This is a genomic window from Streptomyces sp. BR1, assembly GCF_052373795.1.
Taxonomy (GTDB): domain Bacteria; phylum Actinomycetota; class Actinomycetes; order Streptomycetales; family Streptomycetaceae; genus Streptomyces.
The window spans coordinates 3922456-3939858 of record NZ_CM126252.1; the positions used below are offsets into that span (position 1 = coordinate 3922456).

The following is a 17403-nucleotide window of genomic DNA, read 5'->3' on the forward strand; positions in this document are numbered from 1 at the left end:
ACCCCGGATGACGCCCGGCAACAACGGCGCGAGCACGCCCGAGGACGACGATCCGTTCGGCTATCTGTACGCGGACGGGCAGGCCTCCGGCGCCACCCCGCCCCGCACCGGCGGCTACGGCTACCCGGGCCCGGCCGCCCCGCAGCAGCCCGGCGTGCCCAGAACCTCGTACAACCAGGTGCGTACGGTCGGCGAGCGGCAGTACGGGCAGGTCCCGCCGCAGCAGCAGTACGGCCAGCAGCCCTACGGCCAGCCTCCGCAGCAGTACGGTCAGCAGCAGTACGGGCAGCCCACCGCGCAGTACGCCGCGCCCGAGACGTACCCCGGCGGTGCCCCCACCCGCCAGGGGCCGCCGTCCGACGGCGGTCACGGCGGTGGCCGCGGTGGCCGCGGACCCAACACCAAGGGCCTGCTGATCGGCGCGGTCGCGGTCGTCGCGGCGGTGGTCATCGGCATCGGCGTCGCGCTGCTCAGCAACAGCGACAGCAAGAAGGACGACAACACGGGCGGCAAGCAGCCGTCCGGGGCCGCGTCCAACAGCGCCTCCAACCAGCCGACCGACACGCCGTCGAACTCGGCCTCCGCCCCGGCGCAGGACCTGCCCAAGCAGGACGCGGCGACGCTGAAGCTCGGCGGGGGCACGGTGCTGGCCAAGGACGTCAAGGGCGCGCAGGGCACCGGCGGCGCGTACGTCAACGGCTTCAACCAGATCGGCGCCTCGCTGACCTGGCAGGCCGATCTGCCGTCCGACGGCGGTTACTTCCTCTACGTGCGGTACGCCAACCCGGCGAAGGAAGCGAACGCGACGGTCACGGTCAACGGGCAGCCGAACGCTCAGCCGATCCGGCTGGGGAACTTCATAGGGTCCACGGACCCGAACCTTGAGAAGAACTGGCAGACCACCTGGACCCAGGTCACGCTCAAGAAGGGGTCGAACACGATCAAGTTCTCCTGTGAGCAGGGGAATCAGTGTGACGCGATTTTCGACTGGGTCGAGATCAGTAAGACGAAGAAGTAGCTTGCTGGTTGGGGTTGTTGGGTCGCTGCGGGCCGGTGGGGGCTGGTCGCGCCCACGCGGCGGAGCCGCAAATGTCACAGCCCCGCGCCCCTAAAGATGCGGGGTTGCGCCTCAGCCCGTAGGCGAGTCATGCAGGGGGATCACCTTCACCCTGCCCAGCAACTCCCCATACGCGCCCCCGTCGTACTCCCCCGCCACCGGTGACAGAACCGTCGCCGCCGACAGCGCCACCGCCCGCGTCAGGCGGTCCGGCCACGGCAGGTTCTCCACCAGGGACGACAGCAGGGCCGCCACCGCCGAGTCGCCCGCTCCCGTGGGGTTGCCGTGGACCGGGGCCGGTGGGGTTGCCTGCCAGATTCCGTCCGGGGTGACCGCCAGCATGCCCTCGGCGCCGAGGGATGCGACCACCGCGTGCGCGCCCCGGCGGCGGGCGTCCCGGGCCGCGCGCAGGGGCTCGCGGGAGCCGGTGAGGCGGGCCAGTTCGTCGGCGTTGGGCTTGACCAGGTCGGGGCGGGCGGCGAGGCCCCGGCGCAGGGGTTCGCCGCTGGTGTCCAGGAGGACCGGGACCCCGGCCGTGCGCGCTCGGCGGATCAGGTCCGCGTACGCGCCCACCGGCACCCCCGGCGGCAGGCTGCCGCAGAGCGCCACCGCGTCCGCCTCCCGCAGCAGCGGCTCGTACGCCGCCAGGAACGCGTCCCACTCGTCGGCCGTGATCTGCGGGCCCGGCTCGTTGAGCTGGGTGGTGTCACCGGTGGCCGTGTCCACGACCGCGATCGTGCGGCGGGTCGTCCCGGCGACCGGGACCAGCGCGTCGACGGGCGCCAGCGGAGCGAGCAGTTCGCGCAGGACCGCGCCGGTGCGCCCGCCCACGAAGCCGGTGACCACGCTCTCGTGGCCGAGCCCGGCCAGCACGCGGGCGACGTTCACGCCCTTGCCGCCGGGCCGTTCGGTGACCTCGTCCACGCGGTGGCTGGCGTGCGGGACGAGGGCCGGGACCCGGTAGGTGATGTCGAGCGCGGTGTTCAGCGTGACGGTGAGGATCACGAGGTGATCATGCCAAAGACACCACGGCCGGGCCCAGACCCCGTAACCGGTTCCGAGGAGCGGGAGTCCTGGAGGGCGCCCGTCCCCGGAGCCGCCATCGGGTCAGGCGCGGCCCGGCTCCACGATCCACTCGCCGCGCCGCATCACGCCCCTGACCGTGAACTCCGCGTCCAGGACCACCAGATCCGCGTCCTTGCCCGGTTCGAGCGAGCCGACCTTGTCGTATACGCCGAGCAGGCGCGCCGGATTGGCCGAGATGGCGCGGACGGTGTCCTCGACCGAGAGGCCGTCGATCGTCACCGCGCGGCGGAACGCGCGGTCCAGGGTGAGCGTGGAGCCCGCGATCGAGCCGCCCTCGACGAGGCGGGCGACGCCCTCCTTGACCTCGACCTCCAGCGGGCCGAGGTGGTAGAGCCCGTCGCCGAACCCGGCCGCGTCCATCGCGTCCGTGATGAACGCGGCCCGGCCCGCGCCCTTGTGGTGGAAGGCGAGTTCGAGGGCCGCGGGGTGCAGATGCGTGCCGTCGTTGATCAGCTCGACGGTGATCCGCTCGTCCTCCAGGAGCGCGGCGATCGGGCCGGGCGCGCGGTGGCCGAGCGCGGGCATCGCGTTGAAGAGGTGGGTTGCCACGGTGGCGCCCGCGTCGATCGCCTCGACGGTCTGCTCGTACGTGGCGTCGGTGTGGCCGATGGCCGCGACGACGCCGTGCTCGGCGAGCAGCCGTACGGAGTCGAGGCCGCCGGGCAGTTCGGTGGCGAGCGTGAACATCTTCGCGGTGCCGCGCGCCGCGTCCATCAGCTTGCGCACCTCGGCCGGGTCCGGGTGGCGCAGCAGGTCCTCGCTGTGCGCGCCCTTGCGGCACGGCGAGATGAACGGGCCCTCGAAGTGGATGCCCGCCAGGTCCCCCTGCTCGACGAGCTCGGACAGGAGTCCGGCGCGCTGGGCCAGATAGTCCATCTCGCCGGTGACGGTGGAGGCGACGATGGTGGTGGTGCCGTGCAGCCGGTGGGTGTGGACGCCCTTGAGAACGTCCTCGACCGTGCCGTTGGTGAAGGAGGCGCCGCCGCCGCCGTGTACGTGCATGTCGACGAAGCCGGGGACCACCCAGTGGCCGGACAGATCGACGCGGGGCGCGTCGTCCGGCGCCGAACCGGCGATCTTCCCGCCCTCGACGATCACGCGTCCGTTCTCGACGACGCCGGTCGGCAGGACGACGCGGGCGCCGGAGAGAACCTTGCTAGCGGCCATCAGGCGGTTACCTCCGTGGAAGGGGGAGTGGGGGCGTCGGGGTGCTCGGTGAGCAGGTCCCAGGCGAGCAGGCCCGCGCCCAGGCAGCCCGCCGTGTCGCCGAGGGCCGCCGGGACGATCGTGGGCAGCTTCTGGAACGTCACGCGCTCCTGGACGGCCGCCCGCAGCGGTACGAACAAGGTTTCCCCGGCTTCGGCGAGTCCGCCACCGATGATCAGCGTGCGGGGGTCGAGCAGGGTGAGCGCGGTGACCAGGCCGTCGGCGAGCGCGTCGACCGCGTCCTGCCAGACGGCGATCGCCTTCGGGTCGCCGGACTCGACGGCCTTGGCGCAGTCCGCCGCGTCCGCGTCCGGGTCGCCGCTGGCCTCGGCCCACGCCTGGGTGACGGCGGAGGCCGAGGCGAGCCGCTCCAGGCAGCCGCGCTGGCCGCAGCCGCACCGGATGCCGCCGGGGCGCACCACGATGTGGCCGATCTCGCCCGCGTAGCCGTGCGCGCCCGGCTCGATGCGGCCGTCGATCCCGATGGCCCCGGCGATCCCGGTGCCGAGCGGGATGAACAGGAACCGGTCGGCGCCCTTGCCCGCGCCGATGCGGCCCTCGGCGAGGCCGCCGGTGCGCACGTCGTGGCCGAGGGCGACCGGGATGCCGTCCAGGCGCTCGCTGAGCAGGCGCCGCATCGGGACGTCGTGCCAGCCCAGGTTGGCGGCGTAGACCGCGATGCCGTTCCCGGCGTCGACGATGCCGGGCACGGCGACGCCCGCCGCCAGCGCGCTCTCGCCGAGGTGCCGCTCGCCGTACGCCCGCAGCTCGGCGGCGAAGTCGAGGATGCCCTCGACGACGGCGTCCGCGCCGCGCTCGCGGCCGGTGGGCCTGCGGGCCTCGTGCAGCAGGCTGCCGTCCACCCCGATGAGGGCGGCTTTCATCCCGGTGCCGCCCACATCCAGGGCGATGACGTGTCTCACGGGGGACAGTCTGGCTCGTTCACCCATGAAAGGTCTAGTCCACTCACCGTGTGACGGGTAAGCGTTTTCCCAAGTCCCGTACGGATTGGGGGCGTACGCGCGTTCGCCACGCGGCAGAAGTTGCGGAAGTGAGACCCAAGTGGTGTAGACCTCAGCCCCGGCTGCGGGAGAAGATCGCAGCTCATGTAGACAGGACGTTGCGAACAGGGCGTTCACGGGGGAACGACTGGCAACAACGAGGGTGGAGCAGTACACGTGCAGCGGCGACGCTTGGCAGGGACGACGGCGGCGGTTGTCGCACTCGGTATGACGGTCGGCCTCTCCGGATGCGGCAGCGACAGCGGCTCCAAGAGCGTCACCCTCAAGCTGGTCGCCGCCGACTACGACATCGCGGGCGGCGACTCCACGAAGGCGTACTGGCACAACGTTGTCAGCGAGTTCGAGAAGAAGAACCCCGGCATCAAGGTCGACGTCTCCGTCTTCTCCTGGGACGTCGTCGACGCCAAGGTCGCCGAGATGGTGAAGGCGGGCAACGCCCCCGACATCGCGCAGATCGGCGCGTACTCCGACTACGCCGCGAGCGGCAAGCTCTACGCCGTCGACCAGACGCTCTCCATCCCCGTCCAGGCCAACTTCCTGGCGCCGCTGGCGGACGCGGGCGAGATGAAGCGCACCCAGTACGGCATCCCGTTCGTCGCCTCCACGCGGCTGCTCTTCTACAACAAGACGCTGTTCAAGAAGGCGCACATCGATCCCCCCACCACCTGGGCCCAGCTGGAGGCCGACGCCAAGGCGCTGAAGGCCAAGGGCGTCAAGACCCCGTTCGCGCTGCCGCTCGGCAGCGAGGAGGCCCAGGCCGAGACGATGATGTGGCTGCTCAGCGGCGGTGGCGGCTACGTCAACCAGGTCGCCGGCTATGACATCGACTCCCCGGAGAACGTCAAGACGTTCCAGTGGCTGAAGAAGAACCTCGTCCAGGAGGGCCTTACGGGTCCGGTCGCGCCCGGCAAGCTCAACCGGCAGGCCGCGTTCGACGCCTTCGCCAAGGGCGACGTCGGCATGCTCAACGGCCACCCGTCGCTGATGGGGGAGGCCCGCAAGAAGGGCGTGGACTACGGGATGGTCCCGCTGCCCGGCGTCGAGGGCAAGGCCAAGGCGTCGATGGGCGTCGCCGACTGGATCATGGGCTTCAAGCAGAACGGCCACCGCGAGCAGATCGGGAAGTTCCTGGACTTCACGTTCAACGACCAGAACGTGTCGACGTTCGCGGACAAGTACGACCTGCTGCCCGCGACGCGCTCGGCGTCCCAGGCGATGCAGAAGGACGGCAAGCACCAGGACCTCGACCAGTTCCTGGCCGCCCTGCCGACCTCGGAGCTGCCGCCGGTCGGCAAGACGTCGTGGCCCAGGGTCAGCGAGGCGATCAAGAAGCGGATCGGCGCGGCGGTCCAGGAGAACGACGACCCGAAGGCGGTCCTGGAGGGCATCGCGAAGGTGGCCCTGGACGCGGAGAACGCGGAGTAGGCACGGGGTGGGTTCGTCACCGCGACCCGATACGTTGGATCGTATGACCGACAACCCCCTCGGCGAGCGCGAGAAGGCCGTGCTCGCCATGGAAGCCCGTTCCTGGGCCGGCCCCGGCGCCAAGGAGCGGGCCGTACGGGAGCGGCTGGGGATCTCGCCGACCCACTACTACCAGCTCCTCAACGCCCTCCTCGACGACGAGCGCGCCCTCGCCCACGACCCGGTCACGGTCAACCGCCTGCGCCGCGTGCGAGAGGCGCAGCGCGAACGGCGTTCGTGAAGTCGAGCGACGACGTTCGTGACGCGGAGGTCATGGCGGCACCCGGCCACGATGTTCGTCACGCGTTGGCCATGGCTGCGTCAGGACCCCGCCGCTAGGGTCGTGGCATGGGCAGCCAACCGCACCCCCTGCCGACCCCTGCCACCTCCGCCGGACGCGACGCGCTCGCCGCGATCCTGGCGACGCCCGAGCGGGCCGTGGTCGCGCTCGACTTCGACGGCACGCTAGCCGAGATCGTCCCCGACCCGGAGCAGGCCCGCGCCCACCCCGGCGCCGTCCCCGCGCTCGCCGCGCTCGCGCCCAAGGTCGCCTCGGTCGCGGTGATCACCGGGCGTCCGGCGGGTGTGGCCGTACGGTACGGGGGCTTCGCGGGTGTCGCGGGCCTGGAACACCTCGTCGTGCTCGGCCATTACGGGGCCGAGCGCTGGGACGCGGTCAGCGGGACCGTGCACGCCCCCGCCCCGCATCCCGGTGTCGCCGCCGCGCGGGCCGAACTCCCGGGCGTACTCGATACGCACGGGGCGTGGCGCGGTACGTGGATCGAGGAGAAGGGGCAGGCTGTCGCGGTCCATACGCGGCGGGCGAGCGACCCCGAGGCCGCGTTCGCCGCGCTGCAGTCCCCGCTGGCGTCGCTTGCCGCGCGGCACGGGCTGATCCTGGAGCCGGGGCGGCTGGTCCTGGAGCTTCGCCCTCCGGGGATGGACAAGGGGATGGCGTTGGCGGAGTACCTGCGGGAGGTGGGGGCGGGTTCCGTTGTGTACGCGGGGGACGACCTGGGCGATCTCCCCGCGTTCGCGGCGGTGGAGAAGCTCCGTTCGGACGGGGTGCCGGGTCTGCTGGTGTGCAGCGGCTCTTCGGAGGTCCCCGAACTGGCGGACCGGGCGGACGTGTTGGTGCCGGGTCCGGGGGCGGTGGTCGCGTTCCTGTCGTCCTTGGCGGACCGCCTTTAGCTCCCCCACCCCACCCCTTCCCGAAACTCTCCGAGGGATCTCTGCGTCTGCGGACTGTGCTGGGTTGCTCGCGCAGTTCCCCGCGCCCCTTGATGGGCCCTTCGGGCCCTCTTAGGGGCGCGGGGAACTGCGCGACCAGCCCCCACCGGCTCGCAGACGACCGACACCCGCCGGAGGCTTTCGGGAAGGGGCGGGGTGGGGGAAATTCAGCGCGGCGCGGCGGAACGCAGCGCCTCCACCTGGTCCAGGAACCACCGCTGCGGCGGCAACGCGGTGGCCGCGGCGGCCAGTCGCTTGGTGCGGGCCGCACGTTCCTCCCCCGCCATGGACAACGCCTCGTGCAGCGCAGAAGCCGTCGCGGACACGTCGTACGGGTTCACCATCAGCGCGTCGGCCTCCAGCTCCTCCGCCGCCCCCGCCTCCCGCGACAGCACCAGCACGCACCCCTCGTCGGACACCACCGGCACCTCCTTGGCGACCAGGTTCATCCCGTCCCGGATGGGATTCACCAGCGCCACATCCGCCAGCCGATACGCCGCCAGCGACCGCGCGAAGTCGTCCTTGACATGGAGCACGACCGGGGTCCAACTCGGCGTTCCGTACGTCGAGTTGATCGAGTCGGCCACTCGGCCGACCTCCGCCGTGTACTCCCGGTACACCCCCAGATCCTGCCGCGACGGATACGCGAAGGCGACATGCACCACCCGCTCCCGCCACTCCGCCCGCTCCTCAAGCAGCTGCCGATACGCCAGCAGCCCTCGCACGATGTTCTTCGACAGCTCGGTGCGGTCGACCCGCACGATGGCACGGCGACCCGCGCCGATCTCCGCCCGCAGCGCCGCCATCCGCGACTCCACGTCCGGCTCATGGGCGCGCCGCCGCAGGAAGTCGGCGTCCGCGCCCAGTGCGTGCACCCCGATCCGGGTGGAGCCGGTTCCGCCCAGCACATCCGTACAGCAGCGCGTGAACGCGTCCGCCCAGCGGTGGGTGAGGAAGCCGAGCCGGTCCGCGCCGAGCATCCCGCGCAGCAACTGCTCGGCCACGTCGTCCGGCAGCATCCGGAAGTACTCCACCGGCGCCCACGGCGTATGCGAGAAGTGCCCGATCCGCAGATCGGGGCGGAGTTCGCGGAGCATCCCGGGGACCAGGGCGAGGTGGTAGTCCTGGACCAGCACCGCCGCCCCGTCGGCCGCCGCCTCCGCCAGCGCCTCCGCGAACGCCCGGTTGTACGTCTCGTACGCCCCCCACTGACGCCGGAACTCCGCGTCGAAGACCGGCTCCAGAGGCGTCTGGTACAGCATGTGGTGGACGAACCACAGCACCGAGTTCGCGATCCCGTTGTACGCGTCCGCGTGCACGGAGGCGTCGATGTCCAGCATCCGCACACCCGGCTCGGCCACCCCGCGCCGTACGGCCTCCCGGTCGCCGTCGCCGAGCGCCGAGCACACCCACAGCGAGTCCGCGTCCTGGCCGATCGCGGAGAGGCCCGAGACCATTCCGCCGCCGCCGCGCCGGGACGTGAGCGTCCCGTCGTCGCCGAGGGCGTAGGAGACCGGGCCGCGGTTGGACGCGACGAGGACCTGGGCAGCGCGCGCGGAGACCATGGACACGAACCTAGCCCGAAGCGGAATGCCTCAAACGTACGAACGGCGGCACCGACTCCTGATGGACACGCCGGCTTACGCCGCCCGATGCACCGCGTACTCCGAGATTTCCCTCATCGGCGGCCGCTCCTCGGTGTCCACCGGGTACGTGCGCGGCACGAATCCGTCCTCGCCGCGCTCGAACTGGGTCAGCGACGGGCGGACCAAGTGGGCGCGGGAGAGCCGGAGTTGGGCCGTGCGGTAGATCGCGGCCGCCATCCGGCCGAGCGCCTGGCCGTCCTGATGGCGGTGCTTTCGTACGCCCACGTCGACCTGGGCCAGCGCGTCCAGGCCCACCGTGTGCAGCGCGTCGACGAGCAGCCCCAGCTCCACTCCGTAACCGACCGGGAACGGCAGCCGCTCAAGCAGCGAGCGCCGGGCCGCGTACTCGCCGCCGAGCGGCTGGACGAAACCGGCGAGCTGAGGCCAGTGCAGGTTCAGCAGCGGGCGGGCCACCAGCTCGGTCACCCGGCCGCCCTGACCTGCGGCGGAGCCCAGCGGGCGGTCGTACATCGCCTTGACGAAGTCCACGTCCGGGTCGGTCAGGAGCGGGCCGACGATCCCGGACACGAAGCCCGCGTCGAACTCCTTCAGGTCCGCGTCGACGAAGCAGACGAGGTCACCGGTGGTGACCAGGAGCGAGCGCCACAGGACCTCGCCCTTGCCGGGCAGTGCCGGGATGCGGGGCAGGATCGCGTCCCGGTGCACGACCCGGGCACCGGCGGCCGCGGCGACCTCGGCCGTACGGTCGGTGGAGCCGGAGTCGATCACCACCAGCTCGTCGACCAGGGAGACGTCCTCGGTCATCAGCTCGCGCCGGATCGCGGCGACGATCTCGCCGACCGTGGCCTCCTCGTCGAGCGCGGGCAGCACCACGCTGACCGTGGTGCCGCTGCGGCGCTTGGCGGCCATGATCCGGTCCAGCGGCCGGTCGGCCGCGGACCAGGAACGCCTGCTCAGCCAGCGCTCCACCTCTTCCAACACGAGCCGGAGCCTCCTTGTGCGGTGTTTTTGTGATCCATCTCGCGGTTCGGACGACTGTCTCAACCGTCCATGCCTTCGGTTACAGTCTTGAACAACGCGGATGACCGTCGCATGTCGGGGTCGTCGCGCGAACAAATGCCCGGGTCCTGGACCCGGTGCCACAGCGCTCATCCAGAGGGACTGAGGGAACGGCCCGTTGAAGTCCCGGCAACCCTCCTGCCGACCGCGAGGTCACGGTGGGGAAGGTGCCAATTCCGTCTCATGGCGAAATGCGCCATGGGGAAGATGAGGAGAAAGGGCCTCGCCATCATGGCTGTGCACACTGTCGACACCGTCGCAAACGCCTCCAGCACCGTGAACCTCGGACCCGCCGTCGCGCTTTCCTGCCGGGAATGCGGCGAGCGCTTCGACCTCGGCCCCATCTTCGCCTGCGCCCTGTGTTTCGGGCCGCTCGAAGTCGCGTACGAACTTCCGACGGGTGACCCCGAGGCGCTCCGCGCGCAGATCGAAGCGGGCCCCGACAACATCTGGCGCTATGCGCCGCTGCTGCCCGTTCCGGCCAATGTGGCTGAAAAGCCCAACCTGAATCCCGGCTTCACCAAGCTCGTCAAGGCCGACAATCTCGCCCGCGAGCTCGGCGTCACCGGCGGCCTTTACGTGAAGGACGACTCCGGCAACCCGACGCACTCCTTCAAGGACCGCGTCGTCGCCATCGCCGTCGAGGCCGCCCGCGCGTTCGGCTTCACCACGCTCTCCTGCTCCTCCACCGGCAACCTCGCGGGCGCGGTCGGCGCGGCCGCCGCCCGGGCCGGCTTCCGCTCCTGCGTCTTCATCCCGCACGACCTGGAGCAGGGCAAGGTCGTCATGGCCGCGGTGTACGGCGGCGAGCTGGTCGGCATCGAGGGCAACTACGACGACGTCAACCGCTTCTGCTCCGAGCTCATCGGCGATCCGCTGGGCGAGGGCTGGGGCTTCGTCAACGTCAACCTGCGGCCGTACTACGGCGAGGGCTCCAAGACCCTCGCGTACGAGATCTGCGAGCAGCTCGGCTGGCGGCTGCCCGACCAGATCGTCATCCCGATCGCCTCCGGCTCGCAGCTGACGAAGATCGACAAGGGTCTCCAGGAGCTGATCAAGCTGGGCCTGGTCGAGGACAAGCCGTACAAGATCTTCGGCGCCCAGGCGGAGGGCTGCTCGCCGGTCTCCACCGCCTTCAAGGCGGGCCACGACGTCGTACGGCCGCAGAAGCCGAACACCATCGCCAAGTCCCTGGCCATCGGCAACCCGGCGGACGGCCCGTACGTCCTGGACATCGCCCGGCGCACCGGCGGCGCGGTGGAGGACGTGAACGACGAGCAGGTCGTCGACGCGATCAAGCTGCTCGCCCGGACCGAGGGCATCTTCGCCGAGACGGCGGGCGGCGTGACGGTCGGTGTCACCCGCAAGCTCATCGAAAGCGGGCTGCTCGACCCGGCGCTCACTACTGTCGTCCTCAACACGGGGGACGGCCTCAAGACCCTGGACGCCGTGGCCCCGACGACCGGCCCGACCGCGACGATCCGCCCGAGCCTGGACGCGTTCCGCGACGCGGGCCTCGCCCACTGACCCACCGGCCACGGAAAGGCAGCACACCATGAGCGTCAACGTCCGCATCCCCACCATTCTCCGCACGTACACCGACGGCAGGGCCGAGGTGGCCGCCGAGGGCGCGACCCTCGCCGAGGTCATCGCGGACCTGGAGAAGAACCACACCGGGATCGCCGCGCGCGTCCTGGACGACCAGGGCAAGCTGCGCCGCTTCGTCAACGTGTACGTGAACGACGACGACGTCCGGTTCGAGCAGGGCCTGGAGACGGCCACGCCGGACGGCGCCGGCGTCTCGATCATTCCGGCCGTCGCCGGAGGCTGACCGTCAAGCACAGTGCCGGAGGCTGCTGAGCCAGCTGAACCGAGGGCGAATCACTCGCCGTCGCAGCACGCAGAGTTACCTGAATTGCCCCCTCCGCAAGCTAAGCGGAGGGGGCAATTCAGTGTGGTTGAGCGCGGTACAGTGGGGAAGTCCCCTTCGTTGTGCGTGCCACGTGCATATGAGAACGCGACGAACCGGCGTCGAGAAGCAGTCAAAGTGTTCGAGCAAATTGCTCCTTAAGTGCGCTTTGCCCGGCCCGACTTGCCCCGGAATGCTGGAATACACGGCATTCCGCTCCTCACCCCTGCCCGGAATTCTCGTCCGATTGACCTGTTGCAGAGGGCAGTTGGGCAGATACATTCAGCCGCGGTCGACGCGTTCCGGCGCACACCCTCTCCTGTCGGAGGGTGCAGGTCTGACCCGGGTCCGCGAAGTGTGGTCCCGTGCAAGGGCCAGTAATAGGGGAGTTAGGCATGGCTCAGGGCACCGTCAAGTGGTTCAACGCGGAGAAGGGGTACGGCTTCATCGCGGTCGACGGTGGTGCGGATGTTTTCGTCCACTACAGCGCGATCCAGATGGACGGCTACCGCACCCTTGAAGAAGGTCAGCGAGTCGAGTTCGAGATCTCGCAGGGCCAGAAGGGTCCGCAGGCGGACATGGTCAAGCTCGCCGTCTGATCTCGGCGCGATCGGCCACCGACGCACTCACGCCGTGGGGCCCGCATCCTCTGTAAATGGATGCGGGCCCCACGTGCGTGTCCGAGCGCCGGAGCGCGCGCCGGAGCCCGTCCCCGACCGGGGGACTGTGCTGGGACGGCCTTGCACTCTCCTGGGTCGAGTGCTAATCATTGGCGTTAGCACTCTCCTGGTGAGAGTGACAGAAGGACTGGGTCGGCGAGGCCCGCAGGCCGGGTGGGGCAAGGAACCACACGGGCAGGCAGGCCGTCCGTCGCGGGCGCCCACACAGTCCCTTGCCATCCACCCCAGTCCGGGAGGACCACTTCACATGGCCAAGATCATCGCGTTCGACGAGGAGGCCCGGCGCGGCCTGGAGCGCGGCATGAACCAGCTCGCCGACGCCGTCAAGGTCACCCTTGGCCCCAAGGGTCGCAACGTCGTCCTTGAGAAGAAGTGGGGCGCCCCCACGATCACCAACGATGGTGTGTCCATCGCCAAGGAGATCGAGCTGGAGGACCCGTACGAGAAGATCGGCGCCGAGCTGGTCAAGGAAGTCGCGAAGAAGACCGACGACGTCGCCGGTGACGGCACGACGACCGCGACCGTCCTGGCCCAGGCGCTGGTCCGCGAGGGCCTGCGCAACGTCGCCGCCGGTGCCAACCCGATGGCCCTGAAGCGCGGCATCGAGAAGGCCGTCGAGGCCGTCTCGGGCGCCCTGCTGGAGCAGGCGAAGGATGTCGAGACCAAGGAGCAGATCGCTTCGACGGCCTCCATCTCCGCCGCCGACACCCAGATCGGCGAGCTCATCGCCGAGGCCATGGACAAGGTCGGCAAGGAAGGCGTCATCACCGTCGAGGAGTCCCAGACCTTCGGTCTGGAGCTTGAGCTCACCGAGGGCATGCGCTTCGACAAGGGCTACATCTCGGCGTACTTCGCGACCGACATGGAGCGCATGGAAGCCGCGCTCGACGACCCGTACATCCTGATCGTCAACTCGAAGATCGGCTCGGTCAAGGACCTGCTGCCGCTCCTCGAGAAGGTCATGCAGTCGGGCAAGCCGCTCCTGATCATCGCCGAGGACGTCGAGGGCGAGGCCCTGTCGACCCTGGTCGTGAACAAGATCCGCGGCACCTTCAAGTCCGTCGCCGTCAAGGCCCCGGGCTTCGGCGACCGCCGCAAGGCGATGCTGAACGACATCGCCATCCTCACCGGCGGCACGGTCATCTCCGAGGAGGTCGGCCTCAAGCTGGAGAACGCGGGCCTGGACCTGCTGGGCCGCGCCCGCAAGGTCGTCATCACCAAGGACGAGACCACCATCGTCGACGGTGCCGGTGACAGCGAGCAGGTCGCCGGTCGCGTGAACCAGATCCGCGCCGAGATCGAGAACTCGGACTCGGACTACGACCGCGAGAAGCTGCAGGAGCGCCTGGCGAAGCTCGCCGGCGGTGTCGCGGTCATCAAGGCCGGTGCCGCCACCGAGGTCGAGCTCAAGGAGCGCAAGCACCGCATCGAGGACGCCGTTCGCAACGCGAAGGCGGCCGTCGAGGAGGGCATCGTCGCCGGCGGTGGCGTGGCCCTGCTGCAGGCCTCCTCGGTCTTCGAGAAGCTGGAGCTGTCGGGTGACGAGGCGACCGGCGCCAACGCCGTGAAGCTCGCCCTGGAGGCCCCGCTGAAGCAGATCGCCGTCAACGGTGGTCTTGAGGGCGGCGTCGTCGTCGAGAAGGTGCGCAACCTGGCCGTCGGCCACGGTCTGAACGCCGCGACCGGCGAGTACGTCGACATGATCGCCGAGGGCATCATCGACCCGGCGAAGGTCACGCGCTCCGCGCTGCAGAACGCCGCGTCGATCGCCGCGCTGTTCCTGACCACCGAGGCCGTCATCGCCGACAAGCCGGAGAAGGCCGCCGCGGCCGCTCCGGGCGGCATGCCGGGCGGTGACATGGACTTCTGATCCTTCTCGAAGGATCGGCAGCCCGGTTACGTACGGAGGGCGGCACCCCACGCCGGGGGTGCCGCCCTCCGGCGTGTCAGCAGGTTCCGTCGGTGACGCGCGTCCTGAGCACCGCCTGGCCGTTGCCCAGCGGGGTGACGGTGAGATGCATGCAGAACGCCGCGTCCGTGCCGGGGCCGGTGATGTCGTACGCCGACGGGTCCTTGCCGTGGCCGCGCAGGACGACGGGGTCGGTGAACCACTGGGCCGCGTCGGTGTTGTTCATGGCGTCCTCGATCGTCCGCGCGTAGTCGTTGCCGGAGAACGCCTCCGACGGATCGATGTTGCGCTGGGTCGACCCGTCCAGGTCGTGTGCCGCTTGATGGACCGCGTCCCGCAGTTCGCCGCTGCTCCAGTGGGTCTGGTCGTTCACGACGTAGATGCCGACGCCGACGACGACCAGGGTGAGGACGATGAGCGCGAGGCCCACGGGGTTGGCGGGGTTGTAGGCGAAACGGCCGTTGATGCGGGTGAAGACGGGTTCGGGTTCGCGGTCGGACGTGGTCATGACGAGATCGTAAGGCGACCGCCACGCACGAGAGTTGCCGCCCCGGTTACGTCAGCGCCGCCCGCAGATGCCCGTCCGCCCGCTCAAGGCGCCGCGTCGCCGTCGCCGCGTCCACGTCCGCCAGCAGCATCAGGATCGCGGTCTTCACCTCGCCGTCGGCGGCCACCAGGGCCGACTCGATGGCGTCGTCGCCCGCCTCCGTGGCCAGCGCGACGATACGGCGGGAGCGGGCGCGCAGCTTCTCGTTGGAGGCGCGTACGTCGACCATGAGGTTCCCGTACGTCTTGCCGAGGCGGATCATCGTGATCGTCGAGATCATGTTGAGGACGAGCTTCTGGGCGGTGCCGGCCTTCAGGCGGGTGGAGCCGGTGAGCAGCTCCGGGCCGACCACGACCTCGATGCCGTGCTCGGCGGCGGCCGCGAGCGCGCTGTCCGCGTTGCAGGAGAGCCCGATGGTCAGGGCGCCCAGCGCCCGCGCGTGCTGGACCGCGCCGACGGCGTACGGGGTGCGGCCCGAGGCGGAGATCCCGACTACGGTGTCGTCGACGTCGAGCCCGAGCCCGTCCAGGTCGGCCGCCGCCAACTCCCTTGAGTCCTCGGCCCCTTCGACCGCCTCGACCATCGCGGACGGGCCGCCCGCGATGAGCCCGACGACCCGCGAGGGGTCGGTGGCGAACGTCGGCGGGCACTCGCTGGCGTCCAGGACGCCGAGCCGCCCGGCGGTGCCCGCGCCCGCGTACACCAGGCGCCCGCCGCGCGCCATCCGCTCGGCGGTGGCGTCGATCGCGACGGCGATGCGCGGAAGCTGGGATGCGACGGCGGCCGGGACGCTCGCGTCCTCGCCGTTCATGATGCGGGCGATCTCGGCGGTCGGCAGCCGGTCGATGTCGGCGAGCTCGGGCCGGAACGCCTCGGTGGTCAGCTGGGCCAGCTGGGCGCGGAGGTCCCCGTACGCGGAAGTCATGGAAGTGCGCTCTCTCCGTACGTGTGCGAGGGCACCCGGGGTCAGCGGGTGCGCGGGCCGTGGCGGTGGGCGAGTGCTTCGTACGACGCGGCGAGGGCCGGGGCCGCCGTCTCGTACGTACGCTGGGCGATGCCGATGAACAGGCAGTCCACGACGAGGAGTTGACTCGTCCGGGACGACATCGCGGCCGGGCGCAGCTCGCTCTCGCGGGCGGTCGAGGTGGTCAGTATGTGGTCGGCGTACTGGGAGACAGGGCCGTCCGGGCGGCCGGTGATGGCGACGGTGGTGGCGCCCCGGTCGAAGGCGACGCGCAGCGGCTCGATGACGTCGCCGGTGGAGCCGGAGTGGGTGATGGCGACGGCGGCGTCGCCGGATCTGAGCTGCACGGCGTTGGTGACCGCGAGGTGCGGGTCGGTGTGGGCGTGCGCGATGAGCCCGATCCTGAGCAGCTTCTGGGCGAGGTCCTGGCCGACGAGCGAGGAGGCGCCGACGCCGTAGATGTCTACGCGGCGGGCCTGCGCGAGGGCGGCGACGGCCGCGCCGAGCTGAACGGTGTCGAGGGCGGCGGCGGTGTCGGCGAGGGTCTGCTGCTCGTCGTAGGCGAGCTTGGCGACGACGTCGGCGATCGGGTCGTCGACCGCGATGTCGGCGGTGACGGCCGGGGCCCGCCCCGACTGCTGCTGGGCCGCGAGCCCGGCGAGCGCGAGCCGCAGATCGCGGTAGCCGGGGTAGCCGAGCAGGCGGGCGGTGCGGACGACGGTGGCCTCGCTGGTCCCGGTGAGCTCGGCGAGCCCGGTGACCGTGAGCGCGGCGCACCCGGCCGGATCCTGCGCGACGGCCTCGGCGACGCGCTGCATCGAGCGGGTCATGGAGGGCGCGAGGGTGCGCACCTTGGCCGCGAGGGCGGCGGGCGCGGGAGGTGCGGTGCCGCCGGTGAAAATTTCCTTCACGTCATCGGTCACCCCTGGAAGGTATTTTCGCGCGGGGGCCGGGTCAAGGGTGCGGGCAGCGGGCCGACCGGGGCGGGGGTTCTCACTGGGGCCATCGGGGTGACAATGAGGGAATGGACGACGTCGACCCCCTGGAGCAGTCCCTGCACGCCGCACGCGCTCTCGTGCTGGCGGATCTGGCCGCGCGCGACGTGGCCCAGGCCGATGTGGTCTCGCTGGTCGAGGACGCGGTGACGCACCGCCGGTGGTGGGTGGAGCAGTGGCCGGACGGCGCGGAGTTCGTGGCCGGTCTGGTCGCCCAGGACGTGCAGGACGCGCTCCTGGAGAAGTACGGACGCTGGCCCATCTGCCCGGTCTGCGACGCCGGGGACCCGCACGCGCTGGACGTGGAGCCGGAGCTCGGCCCGGACCCGCACTGGGTCTGCGGCAAGGCCGGGGTGACGGTGGCCCCGGTCGGCGGCCTCGGCACGGGCCCGGTCGCGTGACGGTCTACATCGACCCGCCGACCTGGCCGGGCCACGGCCGCCTGTGGTCGCACCTGGTCAGCGACGTGTCGTACGAGGAACTGCACGCCTTCGCCCAGTCCATCGGCTGCCCGCCGCGAGCGTTCGAGCGCGACCACTACGACGTCCCGTCGGAGCACTACGAGGACGCGGTGCGGGCGGGCGCGGTGCAGATCGGCTCGAAGGAACTGGTGCGCAGGCTCACGGCGGCGGGGTTGCGGCGGCCCAAGGGTCGGGCCACCGCGTAAC

18 protein-coding genes and 1 riboswitch are annotated in these 17403 nt (G+C 70.9%); of the genes, 10 read left to right on the forward strand and 8 right to left on the reverse strand.

Annotation, left to right across the window (positions count from 1 at the left end):
- Positions 1 to 7 precede the first annotated feature (7 nt).
- The gene (locus ACT1U9_RS17200) at positions 8 to 1018 is read left to right on the forward strand and encodes a carbohydrate-binding protein (RefSeq protein ID WP_444533617.1); all 1011 of its coding nucleotides are present in this window, start codon (positions 8 to 10) and stop codon (positions 1016 to 1018) included.
- 111 nt (positions 1019 to 1129) lie between these two features.
- Here the strand turns inward: ACT1U9_RS17200 and ACT1U9_RS17205 are convergent, their stop codons facing one another.
- From ACT1U9_RS17205 to ACT1U9_RS17215, 3 genes are all read right to left on the reverse strand, one after another.
- Complete coding sequence (locus tag ACT1U9_RS17205; protein ID WP_444533618.1) at positions 1130 to 2062, reverse strand: 1-phosphofructokinase family hexose kinase; 933 nt, start codon at positions 2060 to 2062, stop codon at positions 1130 to 1132.
- 102 nt (positions 2063 to 2164) lie between these two features.
- A complete protein-coding gene (gene nagA / locus ACT1U9_RS17210) occupies positions 2165 to 3310 on the reverse strand; it encodes an N-acetylglucosamine-6-phosphate deacetylase (protein WP_444533619.1) in 1146 nt (381 codons plus the stop codon).
- Positions 3310 to 4272: an ROK family protein gene (locus tag ACT1U9_RS17215; protein ID WP_444533620.1), complete on the reverse strand. Its 963-nt coding sequence runs from the start codon at positions 4270 to 4272 to the stop codon at positions 3310 to 3312. The genes nagA and ACT1U9_RS17215 overlap by 1 nt, the downstream gene beginning before the upstream one ends.
- A gap of 306 nt (positions 4273 to 4578) precedes the next feature.
- Here ACT1U9_RS17215 and ACT1U9_RS17220 point away from each other — a divergent pair, with 306 nt between their 5' ends.
- The 3 genes from ACT1U9_RS17220 to otsB all read left to right on the forward strand — a co-directional run bounded on the left by ACT1U9_RS17220 (position 4579) and on the right by otsB (position 7026).
- A complete protein-coding gene (locus tag ACT1U9_RS17220; protein ID WP_444539140.1) occupies positions 4579 to 5796 on the forward strand; it encodes an extracellular solute-binding protein in 1218 nt (405 codons plus the stop codon).
- A 43-nt stretch (positions 5797 to 5839) separates the two neighbouring features.
- Positions 5840 to 6076, forward strand: coding sequence for a DUF3263 domain-containing protein (locus ACT1U9_RS17225; RefSeq protein WP_361431003.1), 237 nt, complete (start codon positions 5840 to 5842; stop codon positions 6074 to 6076).
- Between the two features lie 107 nt (positions 6077 to 6183).
- Positions 6184 to 7026, forward strand: a complete 843-nt coding sequence (gene otsB, locus ACT1U9_RS17230) for a trehalose-phosphatase (RefSeq protein ID WP_444533621.1) — start codon at positions 6184 to 6186, stop codon at positions 7024 to 7026.
- Positions 7027 to 7232: 206 nt separating this feature from the next.
- Here otsB and ACT1U9_RS17235 read toward each other — a convergent pair whose 3' ends face one another.
- Positions 7233 to 8630 (reverse strand): alpha,alpha-trehalose-phosphate synthase (UDP-forming), encoded by a 1398-nt coding sequence (locus ACT1U9_RS17235; protein ID WP_444533622.1) that lies wholly within the window; start codon positions 8628 to 8630, stop codon positions 7233 to 7235.
- A 75-nt stretch (positions 8631 to 8705) separates the two neighbouring features.
- Positions 8706 to 9653: a glucosyl-3-phosphoglycerate synthase gene (locus tag ACT1U9_RS17240; RefSeq protein ID WP_444533623.1), complete on the reverse strand. Its 948-nt coding sequence runs from the start codon at positions 9651 to 9653 to the stop codon at positions 8706 to 8708.
- Between the two features lie 164 nt (positions 9654 to 9817).
- Positions 9818 to 9945: riboswitch (SAM riboswitch) on the forward strand.
- 17 nt (positions 9946 to 9962) lie between these two features.
- Between ACT1U9_RS17240 and thrC the strand changes: the two genes are divergently transcribed.
- The 4 genes from thrC (at position 9963) to groL (ending at position 14190) form a co-directional block, all read left to right on the forward strand.
- Entirely contained in the window at positions 9963 to 11258 is a 1296-nt protein-coding gene (gene thrC / locus ACT1U9_RS17245) for a threonine synthase (RefSeq protein WP_444533624.1), read from the forward strand.
- 28 nt (positions 11259 to 11286) lie between these two features.
- A complete protein-coding gene (locus ACT1U9_RS17250) occupies positions 11287 to 11562 on the forward strand; it encodes a MoaD/ThiS family protein (RefSeq protein WP_444533625.1) in 276 nt (91 codons plus the stop codon).
- A 473-nt stretch (positions 11563 to 12035) separates the two neighbouring features.
- Positions 12036 to 12239 carry a cold-shock protein gene (locus ACT1U9_RS17255; RefSeq protein WP_005315736.1) on the forward strand — a complete coding sequence of 68 codons (204 nt, stop codon included), beginning with the start codon at positions 12036 to 12038 and terminating at the stop codon, positions 12237 to 12239.
- Positions 12240 to 12567: 328 nt separating this feature from the next.
- Positions 12568 to 14190 (forward strand): chaperonin GroEL, encoded by a 1623-nt coding sequence (groL, locus tag ACT1U9_RS17260; RefSeq protein ID WP_444533626.1) that lies wholly within the window; start codon positions 12568 to 12570, stop codon positions 14188 to 14190.
- A 76-nt stretch (positions 14191 to 14266) separates the two neighbouring features.
- On the opposite strand, the gene ACT1U9_RS17265 is transcribed toward groL, so the two are convergent.
- Genes ACT1U9_RS17265 through ACT1U9_RS17275 form a run of 3 tightly spaced genes read right to left on the reverse strand, consistent with a single transcriptional unit; the run spans position 14267 to position 16663 of the window.
- Positions 14267 to 14737: a hypothetical protein gene (locus tag ACT1U9_RS17265; RefSeq protein ID WP_444533627.1), complete on the reverse strand. Its 471-nt coding sequence runs from the start codon at positions 14735 to 14737 to the stop codon at positions 14267 to 14269.
- A gap of 46 nt (positions 14738 to 14783) precedes the next feature.
- Positions 14784 to 15701: an N-acetylmuramic acid 6-phosphate etherase gene (murQ, locus tag ACT1U9_RS17270; RefSeq protein WP_444533628.1), complete on the reverse strand. Its 918-nt coding sequence runs from the start codon at positions 15699 to 15701 to the stop codon at positions 14784 to 14786.
- A 41-nt stretch (positions 15702 to 15742) separates the two neighbouring features.
- Positions 15743 to 16663 carry a MurR/RpiR family transcriptional regulator gene (locus ACT1U9_RS17275; RefSeq protein WP_444533629.1) on the reverse strand — a complete coding sequence of 307 codons (921 nt, stop codon included), beginning with the start codon at positions 16661 to 16663 and terminating at the stop codon, positions 15743 to 15745.
- 101 nt (positions 16664 to 16764) lie between these two features.
- On the opposite strand from ACT1U9_RS17275, the gene ACT1U9_RS17280 reads away from it, so the two are divergent.
- Positions 16765 to 17136 (forward strand): hypothetical protein, encoded by a 372-nt coding sequence (locus tag ACT1U9_RS17280; RefSeq protein ID WP_188277042.1) that lies wholly within the window; start codon positions 16765 to 16767, stop codon positions 17134 to 17136.
- Positions 17133 to 17402: a DUF4031 domain-containing protein gene (locus tag ACT1U9_RS17285; protein WP_444533630.1), complete on the forward strand. Its 270-nt coding sequence runs from the start codon at positions 17133 to 17135 to the stop codon at positions 17400 to 17402. The genes ACT1U9_RS17280 and ACT1U9_RS17285 overlap by 4 nt, the downstream gene beginning before the upstream one ends.
- Position 17403: the final 1 nt, after the last annotated feature.